This window comes from Paenibacillus algorifonticola, from assembly GCF_000971975.1.
Taxonomy (GTDB): domain Bacteria; phylum Bacillota; class Bacilli; order Paenibacillales; family Paenibacillaceae; genus Pristimantibacillus; species Pristimantibacillus algorifonticola.
The window spans coordinates 131,319-151,838 of record NZ_LAQO01000003.1 but is presented as its reverse complement, the minus strand read 5'-3'; the positions used below and the strand labels follow the sequence as shown (position 1 = coordinate 151,838).

Sequence of the window (20,520 nt, the reverse complement as noted above, 5' to 3'; positions counted from 1 at the left end):
GGTTGATCCAAGAAACTATACAAATATAATATTCATTGACCTAAAGCATTTTTCTCACAACATGGATGACTCTCGGATACATTTATGGCGTACAATTTTTTAGTTGTACGCCATGTTTAAACTACTGTCCATATTGTCGTTTACGTTTAAATCTATTTTGTTATTGCCTCTTTTTCGTTATAAAAATAGAGAGTCACTTCCAGCTTCAAACTGTTTGTGAAACCTTGATATTTAGCATATAAGCTATACTATATTTACCCCTTCTGAGATTCTAATTCTTTCATCGTAGGATAATCCGTATACCCCTTGCTTCCACCACCATAAAATGTTGCAGGATCTGCTTCATTTAATGGAGTGCCTGCTTTAAGCCGTTCCACAAAATCCGGATTAGCTAATGACCATACCCCAACAGGTGCCAGATCAGCAAGATCACTATCGATATCAACGCTGATATTTTCTAGTGTCCGTCCAGCGCGATTCACTAACAACGGATTTGTCCATAAGGAACGAATGTTTTGAAGCAATTCATCATTTCCGAGGTGCATAATATGAAGGTAGGCTAAATTTAATTTTGCTAATTCTTTCGTCAGGTAACGATAAAGATCTGGTCCCTGTTCACCATCTTGAATCCCGCCAAGAGGGGTCCCTGGCGAAATACGAAATCCTGTTCTCTCTGCCCCAATCTCGTCAACGATGGCTTTGGCCACTTCAATCGCAAAGCGAGCACGATTTTCTATGGAGCCACCATATTCATCCGTCCGTTTATTGGAATTTTCTCCGATAAATTGATTGATTAGATAACCATTTGCTCCATGAATTTCAACGCCGTCAGCTCCTGCTGCAATAGCTGCAGCCGCAGCTTTACGATAATCTGCAATGGTCGTTTGAATCTCTTCCTTACTCAACTCGCGTGGTACAGGGATATCCTGCATGCCTGTAGCCGTAAACGTTTCTACTCCTGGTGCAATTGCAGATGGTGCAACGGGCTGCCGATGATGTGGTGTATTGTCAGGATGCGACACACGACCGGCATGCATTAATTGGATATAAATATACCCTCCTGCTTCATGCACGGCATCCGTAACCTTTTTCCAGCCTTCAATATGCTTTTCCGTATAGATCCCAGGTGTCATTAAGTAACCTTGACCATCATCTGAAGGTTGTGCACCTTCCGTAATAAGAAGCCCCAGAGATGCGCGTTGAGCATAATAAAGTGCAGCCAACTCTCCAGGTGTACCGTCTTCTTGCGCTCGACTACGTGTCATTGGTGCCATCGCTAGCCGATGGGGCAATTCCATGTTACCGATTTTCGTTTTGCTCCATAATTTCTCCACTTTTATTCCTCCTATTCAAATGAGTTGCACGGATGTACAACTGGATTTAAAATTCTGAAATTACCGGATAGATTTGACCTCTCAGATTGAAATCATAGTTCTGATCTACAATTCCTACCACTTCGTTGCTATCAAAAAGATCCACCATGAAGCCCGCCATTTGCTTGGCAGTATGATACTTGGGCATGTTGGCTTTGTAATCATAATCTTCGACATCAATTGATTTTTTCACAAATTCAGTTTCCGTGATGGCTGGTGCTAAAACTTTCGCCTTTAACTTTGCACCTTTCAGTTCCAGTTCTTTGGCAAGTCCTTCAGTGAAGGCACTAACATAATATTTCGATGCAGAATAAGCAACACTGCCTACAGCGATAACATATCCAAGTGCTGAAGATACGTTAATTAACTGAGTGCCTTCTACATCAGCATAGTCTCTCACATATAGTGTAGAAAGAATGGTCAAGGATTCGATGTTAACACGCAGCATAGACTCCACTTTTTCAAGCTTCTGTTCAGCAACAAAGGAGCCTTCTCCAAGCCCTGCATTATTAATCCATGTCTCGATTTGATATTCCTTTAAATCGTTATACAGGGTATAGGCCTGATCAGTAACCGACAGGTCGCTTGTAAGAATAACAACGTCTAAATTAGAATTTATTTCCTTAATTTTTGATTTAAGTTCTTCTAATTTGTCAAATCTTCTAGCTACAATAATCAGGTTTTTGCCCTTAGCTGCAAACGCCAATGCTGTCTCATAACCTATTCCTGAACTTGCTCCTGTAATAACTGTGTACTTCATACGATTCTCTCCCTTTTAAGAAACATTATTTTGATAATTGAAGAATGATCATTCTATTTTAGTGATAAAAGAACAGTTAGATCTAACTTGGACTAAGCATATCATTTTTAGAACGATCAGTAAAGTATTTTTTATTAAAAGGCACTCGTCTCTATCTGTTAAACTTGTTCATGTTTTTTAGGACAAACTACATCTTTTCTCCGATAAAGCACAATTATTTTTCATATTCAATCTTAACTTTTTGGTGACCAATAAGCCGTCAGCAGAAGATTTAGCATTGCTTTGGTTGTTTATAGAAAATCAGGTCAGTGTCCCGTTCTGTTTTGTGTGGATCTAACCATACGAGTCACCCATTTGCGCGGCAGCAACCGCGGAATGAACGCCATTAATCGGTTTCGAGCCCCTGGCATGATGATGGTATCGCCGCGTATGAAGCCTCGATAACCTTCCTCAGCCACTTGACCGGCCTCCATGATAGCGCCGCTCTGGAACAATTTCGACTCACCCATACCCGAACGATCAACGAAGCCGGTTGACGTAAGTCCCGGACATAGCGCCGTCACAGTTACACCCGTGCCGCTCAGCTCGTTTTCAAGAGCCTCGGTGAACGACAGCACAAATGCCTTCGTCGCGTAGTAAATCGACATCATAGGTCCGGGAAAAAAAGCCACCAATGAAGCCACATTCATCACGCCCCCCTTGCCCCGTTTGACCATATCTGGCAAGAACAGCTTCGTCATAATCGTCAGAGCCTTTATATTAACATCAATCATATTCGTCTCTTGTTCCAAGTTCGTCTCCAAAAATGTCCCGTACAAACCGAAGCCGGCATTATTGACAAGATAGTCAACGACGATCCCCTTCTTCTTGAGTTCCGCGAAAATTTCCTCCGGTACGCCGGGTGACGCGACATCCTTGGCGATGACCGTCGCTTGGGTGCCATGTTTCTTCCGATATTCCTCCGCAAGCTCCAAAAGCTTCCTCTCACTACGCGCCACCAGTACTAAATTATATCCATCCTTGGCGAAACGATCCGCCAACTCTTTACCAATTCCGCCCGATACTCCCGTGATAAGGACAGTTTTTCTCATCTTGCAAGCTCACCTCTATTTTTAGTTTAAACGTTAAACCGTTTTACAGAAGATACAGGAATTTTCGTTCTAGTAATGTTAAAAAAATAATAATCTAATCATTTTTCTAAAAGCTTCATTGATATGTTGGCTATACGGTGAAGTTTCTCTTTGGGAATCGAGGTTCTTGCCATACTTCTTAACCCAACCCCTACATTATGCAGATATTCTGACAATTCCTCAGCATCGTAATCAGAGCTGAATTCACCGTCTCGCTGCCCCCAAAAAATGATTTCCTTGAGCAGTTGCTCTGCTGTTGAAAACACCTCAATAGACTTTTTATTAACATCGGCATCGCGCGCTGCCAATTCGACCGCCGAATTTACCATTAAGCAGCCGGAAGGCGAGTCCTCTTCCCCACAGATCAGGATGCTAACAACAAATTGGAGTGCTTCCGTTGCAGTCTTGGAGCTTTTAACTCCTCTTGCAAGAGTGGCATTTACTTTACTTTCATAACGCTCCACCGCCTTCAGAAAAAGCGTATGCTTGTCGCCAAATGTGTCGTACAAGCTTCTGCGGTGGATTCCCATACGCTCAACCAGATCGGACATGGATGTCTTCTCGTAGCCCTGTTCCCAAAAAAGTTGCATCGCCTTTTCCAATACCTCGATCTCATCAAACTCCTTATTTCTGGACATCTCAGTTCCCTCCTGTTAATAATTTAACAAATCGAGAACGATCAGTAAATAAAAAAACATATTACATACGTTTTACCCCTTGACATTATTACATCATCAGATCTGAAGTTGTAGGAACGAAACGTTGAGGAGTCAGCATCGCACTGATGCCAAATGGCCCAGTATTAGTTCTAAAGCTGTACTAGTATGCTCACGTTCCATCAATTCATGTATTAATTAATTCGCAACTTTGAGCTGGAACGGATGTTCCCCTTATCTAGTACCTCATTAACTCAAGTGAACCAATTTGGCAGCTTGAGAGTAAAACATAAAATTGATATCTTACTATGTTTACCTTTTGAATCTTCGCTTGTCTGCTTGTAACCAATCAGGAGTCCAGCCTTTTTCCATCGCATCCAGGGTCACTCCTGGTGGAACAATCGCATCTATCGCATCAAGTACATCATTGCTCAATCGAACGTCACTGCCCTTTAAAGTTTCCCGGAGCTGCTCGATCGTTCTAGCCCCAATGATGGAAGAAGTTATGGAAGGATGAGATTGTGTAAAGGCCATGGCAAGATGCGGTAAAGTTAACCCTGCTTCGTCTGCTAGTGTCTGAAGTTTTGCAATGGCTTCAAACTTGGACCGATTTTCTTCCCGATTAGGGTCAACAACTGATTTTAAGTTTCCCGCAAAAGTGGCTGCTCTTGAATCGGAGGAGTACGTCTCCCCAAATCGATATTTACCAGTTAATAGACCTCCAGAAAGTGGACTCCAAACCAAAACGCCTATCCCGTATTTTGCTGTTGCAGCAAGCAAATCGAATTCAATACTTCGGTTTAAAATGGAGTACGGGGATTGCTCAGAGACAAAACGTGCTACATTTTTACGTTCACTAGTCCACTGAGCTTCTGTTACTTGCCATGCTTGAAAGTTCGATGTGCCAATGTAGCGGATCTTTCCTTCTCTGACCAGATCCGTGAGCGCATCAAGAGTTTCTTCAATATCGGTATGAATATCCGGCAGATGTAGTTGATACAGATCGATATAATCGGTCTGAAGTCTTCGTAAACTATCCTCTACAGCTCGTTTAATCCAATATTTTGAACTTCCAGATTGATTGGGTCCACTGCCCATGGGAAAACCACCTTTAGTGGCCAGAAGGATATCCTCCCTGCGTCCCTTTAGTAGTTCACCTAAAATTTCTTCTGCTTGACCACTTGAATAGACATCCGCTGTATCGATCAGGTTGACTCCTGCAGCCAGAGCTTCATCCAGAATGGGTTCACACTCTTTCTTCGTGTTGTTTCCCCAAAAACCAAATGTACCTGTACCTAATACAAAACTGCTTACTTTAAGACCTGTACTGCCTAATACACGATATTCCATATTCACTCATTCCTTTCTGTACGTGCAATAATTTATTAAGCCTACTGCGCCACCAATAGCGTTGGAGTTTAACCTCTCCCACACGCGCTTTAATCACGCTTATCTTTTCAATTTAAAACTTGCATGATACCCTTAGGAAAAGTCTCTTCTGCCGCTTCTCTTTGCTCATACAGGTTATACCAGGCTTCCGCTACTTGATCTGGATCAAAGCCTGTACCTTTCTTAATCAAAGGACTAATGGATAAATGTCCAACAAATACTCCGAGAGGAAGCAAGCGTTCGTGTAAATTAAGGATATAGTTTCGCAACCCTGACATGGCGATACCTGAATTTCCGAACATGGGGCTTGGACTCATAGCGGAGAGATCGCTTGTAAATAGAAGTGTCCCTTCACCTCGCTCAATCATATCTGGAATGATTTGTCTTGCAGTATTAATGGCTCCGATGACCACATTGTTAAAAATGTGAAGAACGCTCTCATCAGTCGTATCAAGAACATTTGTCACAGGAACATTTCCACTATGCGGGCTAAACTCCACAACATCAATGGTACCGAATGTACTCTTGATTTGTTGAAAAGCCCTGGTAAGCTGCATTTTGTTTGTAATATCAGCAGCAAAACCCTGCGCTTCAATCCCCATTCTATTTAGCTCCGCAGCATATTGATCCAACTTCTCCTGTGTTCTTGAAACCATAGCAATACGGAAATCGCGTCTTCCAAAAGTCTTAGCCAGTGAGAAACCAAGACCAGGTCCAGCACCAATTATCGCAATTGTTTTCAACTACTAATCTCCTCTTTTCTAGACATTAAATTGAATATAAGTTCCTTTCATCTTCATCTAGTCAGCCTAGCATTCCATCAATTTATTTAGACTTTGGCACGCTCCTCCTTGTTTTGTTGTACTCCTTTAAAAATTAGAGAATGATCGTTCTAAAAAGTGTTCAGATAGCTATCAATGTAGGGAAGCAACTGTATGCTCTTTAAATTCTTTACTTATTGCCGTTGCATTTCCCTTGCTCGCGTCATCAGTATAACATATCTAGAACGTTCGGTAAAGAAAAGAATTTCATAGTGCTTTGTTCATCAATGATGATTACAAATCGCCCCCTACTTGTAGAAACCATGTTTTAGCTTAACTTTGTGATCTAAAGGAAGCTTATTATTAAACATGTCTTTTAAATAAAAATTTTCCTTTTATATCCTATGCTTCTTCGTCAGATATACCTACTAATATTCCTACAATGTCTTGTCGTAGGTTCTTCATAGCACTTCCGAAGTTGATCATTTCAATTCCGTTAATAATAACTTCTTGCTCTTCATTATCTTTTATAAACAATAATTCACCGATTCACGCGCAATCGTCGATGTTACAAAACGGGTATTTTAATTGAGTGCAACCTTCACCGGTTAGCTGATTAAAATATCAACCGCTAATTTTTAGATTGAGCCTTATTTTTAGAATTAAATTTTATCTTGGAGTAAACAAATTAATAACCGATTGAGGTACTTTATGACCAAATTATCAACCGTTCAAATTTAGAGACTGGCAGTAGATGCCGTTAGAAGTGAAGCCATCAACCATCAGTTACTTAAGCTAAAGGCTGCCGATTTTGCTGGCAGCCCCGGTTAAGCATACGAAAGTTTAACCTTTAATATGTTCTCCTTGTCATGCTAAGAAATTACGAATCCAATACATTGCAAAAGTGGACTTGAAGCATTACATCAAGTATTTTCCCGTGATCGACTGCTCCGCATGAATGATCTGTTGAGGTGCGCCCTCGAATACGACCTGGCCGCCTTTGCTGCCTCCGTCCGGTCCCATATCGATGATCCAATCCGCTTGGCTGATCACATCGAGGTTGTGCTCGATGACGATCACCGTATTGCCAGCATCCACGAGGCGGTTCATGATTTCCAGAAGGTGACCGATATCTGACATATGTAGGCCGGTTGTCGGCTCGTCCATCACGTAGATACTGCCCTTCTTATGTAGCTCGCTTGCCAGCTTGATGCGCTGGCATTCCCCGCCCGATAGTGTGCTGAGCGGCTGACCGAGTGTAATATAGTTCAGCCCCACATCACTCATCGCCTGAAGCTTGCGCACTACCTCTTTTAGCTGGAAAAATTCCAATGCCTGCTCTACAGTCATCTCCAGCACTTCTGCAATTGACTTGCCGTTCAGCTTGTACGCGAGCACCTCTTCCTTGAATCGTCTGCCTCCGCATACTTCGCATGGCAGCTTCACGCTGTCGAGGAATGCAAGGTCAGTATACACAACACCCAGCCCTTGGCAATTCTCGCAAGCCCCCTTGGAGTTGAAACTGAACAAGCCTGGGCCCACCTTGTTCGCGGAAGCAAACGCTTTGCGCACATCATCCATAATGCCTGTGTAGGTCGCGGGATTCGAGCGTGTTGACACTCCTACCGCCGATTGGTCGATGACGATCGCATCTGAATGCTGGCTGAGGAATATTTCGTTTATCAACGTACTCTTGCCCGATCCGGCGACACCCGTAACTACTGTCAGCACTCCGGTTGGAATATCTGCACTCACGTTACGCAGGTTGTGCAGTGTGGCATCCTTGATGGACAGCTTGCCGGATGGCTGCCTGCAATCATGCTTCAGTTGGAGCGGCCGCTTCATATGGGTGCCTGTCAGTGTGCCTGACTCCAGCAGGCCTTGGAAGCTTCCTTCATACACGATGGTACCGCCGCGGCTACCGGCGTGAGGCCCAACGTCGACGATATGATCCGCCAACTTGATCACATCGGGATCATGCTCCACGACAATCACAGTATTGCCCTTGTCGCGCAGCTTCTGAAGCAATTCATTTAACCGGTGAACATCACGGGGGTGCAAGCCCACACTGGGCTCATCGAAAATGTAAGTGACATCCACCAGACTGCCGCTCAGGTGCTTCACCATCTTGACGCGCTGCGACTCGCCGCCGGACAAAGTATCCGTCTCACGGTCCAGCGTCAAGTAGTCAAGTCCGATATCCACCAAATGCTGCAGCCGCTCCGTCAGCGACTTGACTACCGGCGCGGCAACAGCATCATCAATCTCCCGAATGACGCGGATGAGCTGCCCGACCTCCATGGAGGACATCTCCGCAATGTTGATTCCATTGATCCTACAGTTGAGCGAGGCCTGACTGAGTCTCGCGCCGTGGCAGCTGGAGCAGGGACCTTCGGTTATGTACGGCGCAACAGTTCGTTGTGTACGCTCGGACTTCGTCTTCACATCCTGCTTGATGTACTTGTTGGTGAACTTCTCAATGATGCCTTCCATTGTAATATTCATAGTCTTCCCGGCGAACTGCATCTCCACTTTCCCCGCCTTGCCGTACAGGAGTTGCTCCAGCTCCTCAGCCGAATAATCGTTCAGCTTCTTGTCGGGATCGAAGAATCCCGTCTGCACGATCAAGTTCCAATCCCAGGCGTTCACCGCATAGCCCGGCAGCATGATTGCCCCTTCATTCAACGACTTTGACTTGTCCACCGCTTTGCTCATGTCGACGCCCAGCCTGCGACCGATCCCGTTGCACTCGGGACACATCCCTTGCGGATCGTTAAACGAGAACATGTGCGCTTGTCCAACATAGGGCTGACCCACTCGGGAGAACAGAAGACGGAGAATGGGAGAGATATCGGTAATCGTGCCCATTGTGGAATGGGAACCGCCACCCAGCCGCTTCTGATCCACAATAACAGCCATGCTCAGATTCTCGATCGCGTCCGTATCCGGCTGCGGAACGCGGGGCAGGAAATTGCGCACGAACATGCTGAAGTTCTCATTTAGCAATCGTGTGGATTCTGCAGCGATCGTATCAAAGACGATCGATGACTTGCCGGATCCAGATACCCCGGTGAAGATCGTGATCTTCCGCTTGGGAATGCGCAAGGATACGTTCTTGAGATTGTTTTCCCTTGCACCTGAGATTACGATATAATCCTGATTAGATTCGCTCATGCTTAACATCCTTCCGATAGTATTAATTTCTAAACCAATTCACATTTTACCAATTATCGTGCATAGAAAGTCGGGCAGCCCAAACTTGCATCTTTTATTGTTCTAACCAGGAAGGTGATGCGATAGCTTTTCTCGAACATTTAGGGTGTATCCGTAAATTACAATTTGATGATTAGTGATGGCTACCCCCTCATGCTCTCCATTCTTCAATCGATTAAATGTAAGGCTTAGAAATTAGGGCAATCACATACTAACTTTAACCATATGCACTTAGTGCGAACTTGACCCGAAACGACAAGAACTTGTGAGAAGTAGACACAAACCGGCTGCAAACTACTTGCAGCCGGTTTATGTTGATTCAGGTCCAGCAGGGTTCAACTATCGTCCCCATTGTCCCCCTTAATTTAGCATGGGGGAAGAAGATGTTTTAGTACCGAATGCGGTTATTGTTCCAACACCTTTTCAAACTCGCCGAACCAATTACTCCAGCCATACCTAGCTCCTTCAAGTCCTTGAGCATTTGAGAATCCGGTTTGTTCGAGATGAAGATTAACCTTTCCATCCCCTAAATCCTGTAGAGTCCATGTGACCGTGTGCTGCTCTCCTCCGCTGGCCCAAGTATAGGACAAGCGGTTTGGTTCTTCCACGATAAGCACTTCTCCGAAAATAATTCCATCCCACCATTCGGACGGCTGTGTGCGAAACTGAAAACGGTGTCCTATGACGGGCTTAAAATCATTTTCCATGATCCACTTGGCAAGCTTCTTTGAATCGGTTAAGGCGGACCAAGCCTTCTCGATCGATGTCGTGTACTGAAAATCCAAGGATAATGTTAAACTCATTCTTCTTCCTCCTCTAATAGTTGGTTCAAGCGCAACATATTCGCACTCCAGAACTTGCTGTAGAAAGCCACCCAATCTTGAATTTCTCTGAGTGGCGAAGCGTTTAGCCTAAATCGCGTTTCTCTGCCAACTTTTCGGTCAAGTACCATTCCGGCCTCTTTAAGGATTGTCAAATGCTTGGATACCGCTGTACGGCCCATTTGAAATTGTGCCGTTAACTCATGTAGCGGTATTTCCTCTGCCTCTGCTAACAGACGAATCAGTTGGCGCCTAGTTGGATCTGCAATCGCGTCAAACGCATCCCGCAACTGGTTGTTCTCACTCACAACACCCTCTCCTAAATATTATTACCAAGGGACATCCGTTAATTTCACAGCCTTCTTAAAGTATGAGGCTCTTCGGAAGTAACGCCCACTAGGCGAGAATTCCTGATTCGACACCATTTAGTGTCTTTTTAATCATAGGTCACCATTTGGTGTCGTGTCAACAGCATTTTTAAACTCCACATGAATTTTGTTGAGTATCAGGACTGAAGCTTATTAAATTAAAAGGGGCATGTTAGGTAAAAAGATCCGCTATATAAGCGGATCTGATACGAACTATAATTACTTCTCCGATATCAATGGACTAAAACCTTCCCGCTGCTGCTCTGATGATTCCATCTATTCAGTCTTAAACTTCTCAAATTCATTCTTCAGCCAATGGTGATTCTGATATGCGATGTACTGCTCCATTTTAATTGATAAATCAATTCTGGTTAGTGCCATTCGACTTTATTTGTTGCCTGAGTCTTTATTAATAAAGGACTTCCAAGCAAATTGCAGTAATATGACTTGGTAATTTTTAATCTTCTAATAGTTCTTTAGCGTATGCAATATAATAGTGCCTCCCATTTGCACTGGTTTCAAGCTTTGACAATGCCATCAAGCCTTCTGCTTTTAATTGTTTCCCAATATTAAATTCTCTTTCCGCACTGATTAACAGATCACAAAGCTCAACTGCCCATTGTGCTTCTTGTTTTTCTAACGCTTTTTTGATTGCTGTTATTGTCTGTTCTTCACTACCGATTAAATCCAACATTTTTTCTGCATGTTTTTTCGGTGGTAATTTATTCAAATTCGTTGGATTGCCGTCGAACCATCCAAGATAACCGTTGTAAATGCTGCGCACTGTCCATGCTACAGTACCATAGAATTCACCTAAATAGGGTAGCTTCGCAAGTTCATCAGGCAACTTTACGATGCTTGCTAATTCATCTATTGTTAATCCTTTATTCATGCCCTTTAGGGTTTCTGTAAGGACATATTTGATTGCATCGCGAAAATTGGACAATACTTCCTGTACCTGATCTCTCCCTATTAACGGTTTCGTATGACCAGGTAAAACATATTCAGCAGAATAAGATAAGATTAAATCAAGTGAATCGATCCACGCACTGACATCTCTGTATTGGCTGCCACGGATGGCATATAAATTTGGAAAAAGGTAGATACCTATGTTTTTTTGAGTAATTGAAATTTTTATCTAGCTATTCTGCCAATTAGCTTAACGCCACCGTCTAGTCCAAAATAGTCACCCTTAACCTAGCCAATCTGGCCAGGTTAAGGGCTTTAGATACCTTTCAATAAAGGGGTCAAAATGATCCGTAAAGCTTCTTCTGCTGTATGCGCGAGGCCTGCAGCATCCCCTTTAAGCTGTCGGTACAGCTCCGATCTGTTGAAGCAACCCAAGCATATCGGGTTGGCCAAATTCTTCGATGATTTGTCCACCGGAAAATCGGTAGAAATTCATTGCCTGAACTTGGATGGTTTTCGTTGTTGGCGGGAAACCGTGGAAAGTGCCTAGATGTGTGCCTCGCATGATGAAGCGTGCAGCCACCTTATCCCCTTCGGCAACCATCTCCTCCAGCGTACATTGGATATCAGGGAAGCCACCCCGCATCATTCCGATGATTGCGAGATAGCCAGCCGGCCCCCGCATCGGCTCGACCTGTCCTGGGACATTGAAGATGGCAGCCGGTGCGATGAGCTCTTCAGCTAGCTTCTCGCTAGCGGTATTAATAAAATCCGTAAATCGGCGCATCTGGTTTTTGTTAGTTTCAAATAACATAGTGAAACTCCTTTCTGAACTTCTATGTAGCTATTCCAGACTCATGTATTTCTCTTAAAGCTTTTAGGCGCAATTTGATCCCAGGTGCATAAGGAGAAAAAATTTGCTTGATATCCTCTCGATCTGTCTCAATCGTCATGGATACAAGGACTTCACAAGTCTCCTTTAATTTTAGTATCAAATCAAGATCCCTTGTAATGAGTGGGCTTCTTGTCTGGATTTGAAGCAGATCAGGCGGCGTTTCGAGCATCGCTTCCAAAATCCGCCGTTTAATACCTGCATGAAAATGCGCAGCCACTATGCGGATTCAATGAATGGGTAAATCCTATATCTAGATAACCTTTGACTTCACTTCGAATTTTCTTGGAAAGTATATCTTTAATTACAATTGCCATTTGAATTTACATCCCTCTCTTTAAGCTCAGGATTGAAAAACATGGAGGTATTCCGTGTAATCGTCGTCGCTGAAGACATTAAAGATGATTTTTTCAAAATGATGGGTATGCGTATTCAACCACTCATTGACGGTCTGAACGGCTATCTTGGACGCTTCGGGCTTAGGAAACCCAAATACCCCCGTCGAGATCGAGCAAAAAGCGACCGTTCTTATTTCATCTATTTCATTCGCTAGCTCCAAACAACATCGATAACAAGCAGCTAAATCTGCCCTTTGCTGTTCTATCAATTCCGTTCCTTTGGATACAATCGGACCTACCGTGTGCAAAACAAACCTTGCGGGCAGATTGTAACCTCTTGTGATTTTTGCTCCTCCTGTAGCTTCTGGCTCGCCTTGAATGGACATGATTATGTTGCAGTCTTCCCTTAACTTCGGGCCTGCCGTGGTGTGAATAGCATTATCAATACAAGCATGGTAGGGTTGAAAACAGCCCAGCATATATTTATTGGCTGCATTCACGATTGCATCTGCACCTAGGCGTGTAATGTCACCTTGCCATAAGCTAAATTTATCAGATTGGCTAAAGCTGCAATGGGGAAGCAAAGTTGAAACGGAATCTAAATGTTCCACATCAATAATCCCTTTTTCTTTTAATTCGGTTTGTAGGAGAGTGTCTAGCTTATTTAAAAAGTCCACAGCTAATGGTGCCGGTTCTCTGACATTTAGAAGTCCTTTTAGTAAATTTCGTTTTCCCATATAGTCATGGGGAATCGCCGTTTTTCTTACCTGCTTTTGTTCTTCCAGCAGCGATTCTAATAAGTCGTTTACCATTTCCTCTTTACGACTGAAATCATTTTGCGCTGGCATATAGCGATCGGTCAGATGTACGAGAGAAGCATATTCCATTAACGTTATTTGCATCATTTTATATCTCCCCTCAACGTGCGCTTTACTTCATAACTGCTAATACAATCTCTTGCATATCTTCGGTAAATGAAATCGTTTTATCTTTAATTTCCTCCATACCCTCTGGATGGTCTTTGTTTAGCCGGATTAAAATGGCCTTCTCATTATGAAAAGTCATTCTTTCAAATGGATAACGAATGATGCCAGGTGTATTAAACCCGACACCCAGCTCCAAAAAGACGATCTTTTTTCCTTCAGCATTCAACAAAAAATCTTTGTATGACGTATCCCGTTCATGCCACTTTTCATCCTGCACAAAGTATGGGTTCATTCTTAAATTAGGATCCATCTTGCCGCCGCAGACAGGACATTGAGGCACGAGCTCAGTTGGTATTTGACAATCAACCGTCTTCTCAATCATATCCTTAACTAATTGTTCATTATAATAGAGTTTGTTATGGCAGCCTTTAGCGCACTGCAGGTAGCTGTAATTGCCCTGGATCTCAAATACGTTGTCAGGTGGAAACCCTGCCTTTTCAAACTGGCTCTCGACGTTGGTTGTGATGACAAAATACGACTTGTCTTGAACTAACCGAAATATATCCTGATAAAGCTTGGTAGGGCCCGCTTCATAGCGGCTTAGGCTGATGTGCTTGGACCAGTACGCCCATTTCTCCTCTTGTGTTGCAAACGGATAAAAGCTAGACGTGTAAAGGTCAGTGAAACCATACTTATCAATAAAGGGTCCAAAATGATCGGTAAATGGTTTCCCGCTATATGCGATGCCCGCAGCTGCCGATAAACCTGCCCCTCCGCCCAATAAAATTTTATCAGCTTCCTCCAGCGCCGCTTTTGCTTTGTCTATTCGTGTCCAGTAATTGTCCATCATTTCGCTCTCCCCTTGGTTCCTTCCAGATATAAATTGCTCTTTAGTAAATCACGGATTGATAATAACAATCTTTCCGCTTGCATGATTACTTTCCATCAAAAGATGTGCCTCATGGATTTGATCCAATGAAAATATTTTGGCAATCGGTGCTTTGATCTTGTGCTTCTCGATATAATTAAACAAATCTACAAGCAGGTTTTCTTTTATGAGTTCGCTTGTAAAAGCCGTAAAATAAACGCCTGTCGGAATATCAACCAATGGTTCAAAACGTTCCATTTTCCACTCATTCCCTAATATCCCCGACATACATAAGATGCCAGACTCTGAAACGAGCGACAGTGAATGTTTCAATGTAGTAGTTCCCACTAGCTCCAAAATTTTATTTACACCTTTTGGCGCAATGGCGAATAATTGTTCGGTTAAAGATTCATCATCCAGCAGTACATAATCCGCACCAGTCTGTTTAACAAAATCCACTTTATTTTTATCTCTGGTCGTCGATATAACAGTTGCACCGGCGCACTTGGCAAGCTGCAAGGCGGCCAGGCCTACAGAACTGGTTCCTCCACGGATCAGCAACGTTTCACCTTCGTTCACTCGGAGACAATCAAATAGCGAGGCATAAGCTGTATAATACATTTCTGGAATCGCGGCAAGCTGGGCCCAGTCCATCTCATTATGAACAGGGTATACTTGGGATGAGGGAATTATCGTATATTCCGCATAGCTGCCGTCAAATTCACGTCCCAGCCCTCCCATCAAAGACACAACACGCTGCCCTTTCTTATAAGCGCTATCGGAAGGATCTTCTATTTCACCCACACATTCAATCCCAATTACTCGTGGCAGTTTAACGGATGGAGAATGACCTTGCCTTGTATACATCTCCGAACGGTTAATACCAAACGCTTTTATTTTGACTTGTACCCAGCCTGGCATCACATCGGGCTTTGGCACTTCACGCACAACCAAATCCTGAGGTGCACACGGTTTTTCAAGAACAATTGCTTTCATCGTTAAAACCCTCCTTCCAGAATCAGTCTAACTTGAATTTATATATTTTCTTCTCGATTTGAAGCAATAAAGCATTGGCGCCGATCGCCAATCCAGCGGACAACAAGCTGCCCCACAAAATTTTGTGAACATTCATTGTACGAAGTCCATCGAACAAAATGCTGCCTAATCCGCCCGCGTTGATGAATGCCGCGATTGTTGCCATGCCGATCGTAGACACGACTGCAAGTCTGATTCCGGTAAATAGTGTTTTTATGGATAACGGCAGCCTGACCTGAAACAGAACTTGTATATTGCTCATTCCGATGCCAGTAGCTGCTTCAACAATAGATGGGTCAATTTCATTTAAACCCGTGATAAAATTACGCAATAATAAATATTGGTTGTATATAATTAAAACGATAATGGCTGTCCCTTTTCCCAATCCAGTTACCGGAATCATTATAGCGAAAAGCGCCAAGCTAGGGATGGAATAAATCACCGAGAATACATGAACCAGCATTTTTGAAATGATTTTCGAAGACATGGCTGCCATCGTTAAGATCGCAGCTAGTATAACTGAAATGATCATAGTAGCCACTAACATTTCCAAATGCTCCAGCAGTGCCTTAACCCATTTCTCAGAGTGGCGTATGGCATATTCAATCAATCTAAACCCTCCCAGAAACGCTCTTGCTCTCTTGAGGAATAAATGAGTGACGATACGAAATCATCTGCAGGGTTTTTCACAATATGGCTTGGTGTATCAAATTGACATATTCGACCTTTGTTCATTATCATGACTCTGGTCCCGAGTTTAAAGGCTTCGTTGATATCATGCGTTACAAAAAGAAAGGTTTTCTTTAACCCGCCATGTATCCTCAAAAGCTCATCCTGCAAATTCAACCGGTTGATGGCATCGATTGCGCCAAAGGGCTCGTCCAGCAACATAATTTTGGGATCCGTCGCCAAAGCTCGAGCCAATCCGATTCTTTGTTGTTGTCCACCTGATAATTGAGAGGGATAGCGATTTCTAAACTCCTGTGGCTCTAACCCAACAAGCGATAACAATTCATCTACTCTTGTACTAATTTTAGATTTATTCCATTTCAAAAGCTTTGGCACTATCGCGACATTCTGAGCTATGGTCATGTGTGGAAATAACCCCACTTGTTGAATGACATAACCAATACGACGTCTAACCTTTACAGGGTCAACCGTTGTAATGTCTTCACCAAAGAGCTTTATCGTCCCTTCATTTGGCTCATATAAACGATTTATCATTTTCAATAGTGTCGTTTTTCCGGACCCTGAAGAGCCCAAAATCGTGACGAACTCCCCTTCATAGATCGACAAGCTCACATGATCGACCACATAATCTCCGGATTGTGAGTATTTTTTACTTACATTGTTGAACTCGATCGCTGTAAGAGACATGTTTTCCTCCATGAAACCACTTATTTAATCGATTCGTAAAACGCTTTGGCAACGTCTTCGTATTCCTCTTTATCCACATCAACTTTAGCATTGAGTGCTGTAATGGTATCTGTATCTAATGCCGCACTTATCTTATTGATTATTTCTGCAAGGTTAGGATTAGCGTTTAATACAGTGTTCTGAATAACGGGAGCTAAATTATAAGGCGGCCATACACGTTTATCGTCTTCTAATAAGGTGAATACATCCTTATTCACTAATTGGCCTTCCGTTGTATAAGCTGGCGCAACATCCGCTTCATTATTGCTGAGCACCGTATATTTCAAGCTATTATCATACACTTTCGATGATTTCCAATTCATTTTTCCATATACTCTTTCTAATGCCGGAATTCCATCTTCTCGTTGGTCAACTTCACCTTGCGAGGCAAATCTAAGCTCGGTTGCATGCTTTTGCAAATCTGAAATGGTGGTAATACCAAGCTTTTTGGACACATCCGTACGAATAACAAGTCCCGCCCCATCGTTGGCTTGAGAGTAATTTAGCCAGGTGATTTGAAATTGTTTTTCATATTCATCTTTCACCGTCTTATAAACTTCATCAGGATCGGTGATGAGATCCATCTTTAATACAGCCAATAAACCCGTACCCGTATATTCAGGATACATATCGATTTCATTATTCACGAGTGAAGTATGAATAACGGATCCTGCAATGCTGGGGACTCTTTCCACATGATACCCGGCGTCTTCCAGAGCTAATGCGTACAGTTCTCCAACAATTAAGTTCTCCGTGAAATCCTTTGTTCCAATGCGAATCGTTGTGTTGTTGCTTTGGTTGGTGCTGTTGCTTCCGCACGCTGCTATCATGAGTGCCAATACCAAAATTATCACTAAAACAGAGAATGGTTTTATTTTCTTCCTCATTTTCAAGCCCTACTTTCTAACGAATTTATATTTGAACAAAAATCTGTCCGTCAGATCAAATGACAACCCAGCTGCGACCGAAAGCATGGCAACCGAAATGCCGCCAACCAACAGCAAATCCATTCGATTAAGGCCTAAGCCTGTGAAAATAATACCTCCAAGTCCACCCGCACCGATTTTGGCAGCCAATGTCGCACTTGCAATGATTTCGATCGCTGCCGTCTTAATTCCGGTAAGCATGATTGGCGCAGCTAGAGGGAATTTGACTTTCCATAATACTTGCCGATCTGACATCCCTGCTCCGTAAGCTGCTTCCAGCAAAAATGGAGGAACTGCTTCTAGTCCTGCAACAGTATTCATAAGAATTGGCGGAATTGCTAATAAAACTAATGCGACCATTGCTGGCCCAGTCCCTGTCCCCATAATCGGGATTAATAATAGGAGAACAGCCAAACTCGGAACAATTCGCAAAACTTGAAATAGTGATACAATCCATCTTTCGTATTGCTTATGCTTCACACAAAGGTGTCCACAAGTAATCCCAATTAATGCAGACAACAATAGTGCGTAAAAACTAATCTCCATATGTGCTTTTACAGAAACCCAATAGTCGTTTGAGTTATTGAAAAAATAATCCGATATTTGCATCCACAAATTGACGCTCAATGTGCCTCCCCCCTCTATACTCAAAAGATCATCGCATATTTAGTTTTATATAAAACTATTTTGTCAAAAAAATTAGAACTCGATCTTTCGAAGAAGTTCTATTATATGTTTTTTTTCCTCAATAGTGAACTTACTATATATTTTGTCTATTAGAGATTCTGATATTTCTTCAAAAACTTTTCTAAGATCATAACCTTTCTCTGTAAGAGTAAGCCGATATACACGAGTATCGTTTAGATCCTTTTCTTTTCGGATGTATCCCTTTTTCACCATTTTATCAACCAAAACCGTTACAGTTGATTTGTCTCGGTCGATCAGCTTGGATAACTCATGCATAGTGAGGCTTTCTTGCTGATAAAGTCTAAACAAGATATCACCATGTGATGGTGCAATATCCCTTATATTTCTTTCTCGCAACTCACTTTCTATGAACCGATTACCATGACGATGTATGCGACCAACTAAAGATAAAATGTATGTTTCATTCATGAATTTCATTTTAGTTTTATATAAAACATTTGTCAAGTACAGCTACTGTTTCTTAAATCAGTCAATCTGATCAGCATTTTAATATTGCTCATATCCAGTTCTTCTTCACTGGTAATTCCAGTTGCGGAGTTGACGGTTTTCTGAAAATGGGAGAAATTCATGCAATTTCATCATACGTCTCTGCTCTTCATACAGCTTGCGATTCCGATGATCGCTGGCCTCGCAAGTTCATGATGATCAAGGATGTGGCCAGTACCGTAAGGATGACTCCGAGCATTTGGAATCCTATAGCACTGAACGTATCTCCCATGACGATTCCAATCAACAATGACGATAAAATGGTACCCAGGTATCTCGATGTATTAAAAATCCCCGATGCGACACCGATCATTTCTTTAGGCGTGCTCTTGAACAAGGCCGCTTGCATGCCGACACCGTTCAACCCGTTGCTTATACCAAATACAGCTAAAGTCAGGATTACAATAACGACCGGTGAATTTTCATCCAATAGCACGATCAATATGGACCCGAAGGTCATTAACACTGCAGCTACGATCAAAGCTGGCCGCGACCCCGATTTGTCAATCCAACGTCCAGCAAGAGGAGAAATGACAAGTGAGCACAAGCCCAGAGCTAGCATGAGAATTCCTGTATTAAATTCGTTGACATGGCGTACCTGCTGCAAATAAGACGGTATGCCAAAAAACAGAGAGTAAAACAGAATGTTAATCAGCATGAATTGCACATTCACCCAAGTCATTGCGGGATATTTAGCGAAGGTCCGCAATGGAATAAAAGGTGATGACGTTTTTAATTCGTGTCGTATAAAAATCACTAGTGCAATAAAGCCTATCCCCCCTATCATAAGATTCCATGTTGAAAGATATCCGGTTGATTTGACCGAAAGTAAAGCAATCAGCAGAGCCACCAAAGCTACCGTAAACAACAGGATGCCTGGGGTATCAATCAACCCTAGCCATTTCCGAATGGACATTTCGCCAGAAGTGGATTCGATTGGCTCGTCCTTGGGGATTGTTCTCCAGGCAAATAAAAAGCTTGCGGTTACAAAAGGAATATTAACAATGAAGATGCTAGGCCAGTCCCACCAATGAATCAATATACCACCAATAAAGGGGCCGATCGCTGCTGCTCCGGACAGGAATATCGCCAGGACGGACAATGCAGCTGCTTGCTTCTCGGTAACGTAAATTCTTACAATCGCCATTCCGACCGCAACCATCATGCTTGTGCCAATCGATTGAACGATTCGAAATACGATGAGCCACGAAAAGCTGGGTGATAACGGAGCTAACATGGATGAGACGAAGACGATAACGAGACCGGTAAGGAATATCTTCCTGCGGCCGAACAAATCACTACACTTGCCCATAACGGGTTGAGCGACAGCACTCGCAATGTAGAACGAAAAAATAATCCATGAAACGTCTGTAAAATCAAGTTGATACACATTTTGCAATCTTGCTATGGCAACAGAAATCATGGAGGAATTTAGTGGGTTCAGCATGATTCCCATTCCAACAGCTATCATCAACCATTTATTTCGATCGTTCATTTTGATCACATCTCCTTGTCCTGCTGTCATCATACTTGAAACGCGTTATT

General features: G+C 42.9%; 20 protein-coding genes and 1 pseudogene. All 21 read right to left on the bottom strand.

Features of this window, described 5'->3' with window-relative positions; genetic code table 11:
* Positions 1-254: 254 nt before the first annotated feature.
* The 21 genes and pseudogenes from WH37_RS12645 to WH37_RS12545 all read right to left on the bottom strand — a co-directional run bounded on the left by WH37_RS12645 (position 255) and on the right by WH37_RS12545 (position 20,470).
* The gene (locus tag WH37_RS12645) at positions 255-1,334 is read right to left on the bottom strand and encodes an alkene reductase (protein ID WP_082110772.1); all 1,080 of its coding nucleotides are present in this window, start codon (positions 1,332-1,334) and stop codon (positions 255-257) included.
* 46 nt (positions 1,335-1,380) lie between these two features.
* Positions 1,381-2,133: an SDR family NAD(P)-dependent oxidoreductase gene (locus tag WH37_RS12640; protein ID WP_046230946.1), complete on the bottom strand. Its 753-nt coding sequence runs from the start codon at positions 2,131-2,133 to the stop codon at positions 1,381-1,383.
* Positions 2,134-2,438: 305 nt separating this feature from the next.
* On the bottom strand, positions 2,439-3,224 hold the full coding sequence (locus tag WH37_RS12635; protein ID WP_046230945.1) for an SDR family NAD(P)-dependent oxidoreductase: 786 nt from the start codon (positions 3,222-3,224) through the stop codon (positions 2,439-2,441).
* A gap of 98 nt (positions 3,225-3,322) precedes the next feature.
* Complete coding sequence (locus tag WH37_RS12630; protein WP_046230944.1) at positions 3,323-3,901, bottom strand: TetR/AcrR family transcriptional regulator; 579 nt, start codon at positions 3,899-3,901, stop codon at positions 3,323-3,325.
* Positions 3,902-4,231: 330 nt separating this feature from the next.
* Positions 4,232-5,269, bottom strand: a complete 1,038-nt coding sequence (locus WH37_RS12625) for an aldo/keto reductase (RefSeq protein WP_046230943.1) — start codon at positions 5,267-5,269, stop codon at positions 4,232-4,234.
* A gap of 107 nt (positions 5,270-5,376) precedes the next feature.
* Positions 5,377-6,051, bottom strand: a complete 675-nt coding sequence (locus tag WH37_RS12620) for an SDR family NAD(P)-dependent oxidoreductase (protein WP_046230942.1) — start codon at positions 6,049-6,051, stop codon at positions 5,377-5,379.
* A 936-nt stretch (positions 6,052-6,987) separates the two neighbouring features.
* A complete protein-coding gene (locus WH37_RS12615; protein ID WP_046230941.1) occupies positions 6,988-9,243 on the bottom strand; it encodes an ATP-binding cassette domain-containing protein in 2,256 nt (751 codons plus the stop codon).
* 443 nt (positions 9,244-9,686) lie between these two features.
* A complete protein-coding gene (locus WH37_RS12610; protein ID WP_046230940.1) occupies positions 9,687-10,085 on the bottom strand; it encodes an SRPBCC family protein in 399 nt (132 codons plus the stop codon).
* Positions 10,082-10,411, bottom strand: coding sequence for an ArsR/SmtB family transcription factor (locus tag WH37_RS12605; RefSeq protein ID WP_046230939.1), 330 nt, complete (start codon positions 10,409-10,411; stop codon positions 10,082-10,084). Before WH37_RS12605 ends, WH37_RS12610 begins: the two co-directional genes overlap by 4 nt.
* A gap of 517 nt (positions 10,412-10,928) precedes the next feature.
* Complete coding sequence (locus WH37_RS12600; RefSeq protein WP_231594215.1) at positions 10,929-11,363, bottom strand: alkyl sulfatase dimerization domain-containing protein; 435 nt, start codon at positions 11,361-11,363, stop codon at positions 10,929-10,931.
* Positions 11,364-11,774: 411 nt separating this feature from the next.
* Entirely contained in the window at positions 11,775-12,194 is a 420-nt protein-coding gene (locus WH37_RS12595; RefSeq protein WP_046230938.1) for an ester cyclase, read from the bottom strand.
* A 25-nt stretch (positions 12,195-12,219) separates the two neighbouring features.
* Positions 12,220-12,589, bottom strand: a pseudogene (locus WH37_RS36405) (radical SAM family protein); the annotation flags it as partial.
* Positions 12,590-12,615: 26 nt separating this feature from the next.
* Positions 12,616-13,515 (bottom strand): protein-ADP-ribose hydrolase, encoded by a 900-nt coding sequence (locus WH37_RS12585; RefSeq protein ID WP_231594214.1) that lies wholly within the window; start codon positions 13,513-13,515, stop codon positions 12,616-12,618.
* A 25-nt stretch (positions 13,516-13,540) separates the two neighbouring features.
* On the bottom strand, positions 13,541-14,386 hold the full coding sequence (locus WH37_RS12580) for a Sir2 family NAD-dependent protein deacetylase (RefSeq protein WP_046230937.1): 846 nt from the start codon (positions 14,384-14,386) through the stop codon (positions 13,541-13,543).
* Between the two features lie 48 nt (positions 14,387-14,434).
* On the bottom strand, positions 14,435-15,400 hold the full coding sequence (locus WH37_RS12575) for a zinc-binding alcohol dehydrogenase family protein (RefSeq protein ID WP_046230936.1): 966 nt from the start codon (positions 15,398-15,400) through the stop codon (positions 14,435-14,437).
* 22 nt (positions 15,401-15,422) lie between these two features.
* On the bottom strand, positions 15,423-16,049 hold the full coding sequence (locus WH37_RS12570) for an ABC transporter permease (RefSeq protein ID WP_046230935.1): 627 nt from the start codon (positions 16,047-16,049) through the stop codon (positions 15,423-15,425).
* The gene (locus tag WH37_RS12565; RefSeq protein ID WP_046230934.1) at positions 16,046-16,816 is read right to left on the bottom strand and encodes an ABC transporter ATP-binding protein; all 771 of its coding nucleotides are present in this window, start codon (positions 16,814-16,816) and stop codon (positions 16,046-16,048) included. Before WH37_RS12565 ends, WH37_RS12570 begins: the two co-directional genes overlap by 4 nt.
* Positions 16,817-16,836: 20 nt before the next feature.
* Positions 16,837-17,742, bottom strand: coding sequence for a glycine betaine ABC transporter substrate-binding protein (locus WH37_RS12560; RefSeq protein ID WP_046230933.1), 906 nt, complete (start codon positions 17,740-17,742; stop codon positions 16,837-16,839).
* A 9-nt stretch (positions 17,743-17,751) separates the two neighbouring features.
* Positions 17,752-18,408, bottom strand: a complete 657-nt coding sequence (locus tag WH37_RS12555) for an ABC transporter permease (protein ID WP_046230932.1) — start codon at positions 18,406-18,408, stop codon at positions 17,752-17,754.
* Positions 18,409-18,480: 72 nt separating this feature from the next.
* Positions 18,481-18,897: a MarR family winged helix-turn-helix transcriptional regulator gene (locus WH37_RS12550; protein WP_046231119.1), complete on the bottom strand. Its 417-nt coding sequence runs from the start codon at positions 18,895-18,897 to the stop codon at positions 18,481-18,483.
* A gap of 187 nt (positions 18,898-19,084) precedes the next feature.
* Positions 19,085-20,470, bottom strand: a complete 1,386-nt coding sequence (locus WH37_RS12545; protein WP_046230931.1) for an MFS transporter — start codon at positions 20,468-20,470, stop codon at positions 19,085-19,087.
* Positions 20,471-20,520 lie beyond the last annotated feature (50 nt).

Excerpts from the sequence above, each read along its gene's own strand:
- WH37_RS12615 (WP_046230941.1), bottom strand. The coding sequence starts at position 9,243 with ATGAGCGAATCTAATCAGGATTATATCGTAATCTCAGGTGCAAGGGAA.
- WH37_RS12625 (WP_046230943.1), bottom strand. The coding sequence starts at position 5,269 with ATGGAATATCGTGTATTAGGCAGTACAGGTCTTAAAGTAAGCAGTTTT.
- WH37_RS12595 (WP_046230938.1), bottom strand. The coding sequence starts at position 12,194 with ATGTTATTTGAAACTAACAAAAACCAGATGCGCCGATTTACGGATTTT.
- WH37_RS12550 (WP_046231119.1), bottom strand. The coding sequence starts at position 18,897 with ATGAATGAAACATACATTTTATCTTTAGTTGGTCGCATACATCGTCAT.
- WH37_RS12545 (WP_046230931.1), bottom strand. The coding sequence starts at position 20,470 with ATGAACGATCGAAATAAATGGTTGATGATAGCTGTTGGAATGGGAATC.
- WH37_RS12610 (WP_046230940.1), bottom strand. The coding sequence starts at position 10,085 with ATGAGTTTAACATTATCCTTGGATTTTCAGTACACGACATCGATCGAG.
- WH37_RS12635 (WP_046230945.1), bottom strand. The coding sequence starts at position 3,224 with ATGAGAAAAACTGTCCTTATCACGGGAGTATCGGGCGGAATTGGTAAA.
- WH37_RS12630 (WP_046230944.1), bottom strand. The coding sequence starts at position 3,901 with ATGTCCAGAAATAAGGAGTTTGATGAGATCGAGGTATTGGAAAAGGCG.
- WH37_RS12560 (WP_046230933.1), bottom strand. The coding sequence starts at position 17,742 with ATGAGGAAGAAAATAAAACCATTCTCTGTTTTAGTGATAATTTTGGTA.
- WH37_RS12585 (WP_231594214.1), bottom strand. The coding sequence starts at position 13,515 with ATGATGCAAATAACGTTAATGGAATATGCTTCTCTCGTACATCTGACC.
- WH37_RS12565 (WP_046230934.1), bottom strand. The coding sequence starts at position 16,816 with ATGTCTCTTACAGCGATCGAGTTCAACAATGTAAGTAAAAAATACTCA.
- WH37_RS12575 (WP_046230936.1), bottom strand. The coding sequence starts at position 15,400 with ATGAAAGCAATTGTTCTTGAAAAACCGTGTGCACCTCAGGATTTGGTT.
- WH37_RS12600 (WP_231594215.1), bottom strand. The coding sequence starts at position 11,363 with ATGAATAAAGGATTAACAATAGATGAATTAGCAAGCATCGTAAAGTTG.
- WH37_RS12640 (WP_046230946.1), bottom strand. The coding sequence starts at position 2,133 with ATGAAGTACACAGTTATTACAGGAGCAAGTTCAGGAATAGGTTATGAG.
- WH37_RS12580 (WP_046230937.1), bottom strand. The coding sequence starts at position 14,386 with ATGATGGACAATTACTGGACACGAATAGACAAAGCAAAAGCGGCGCTG.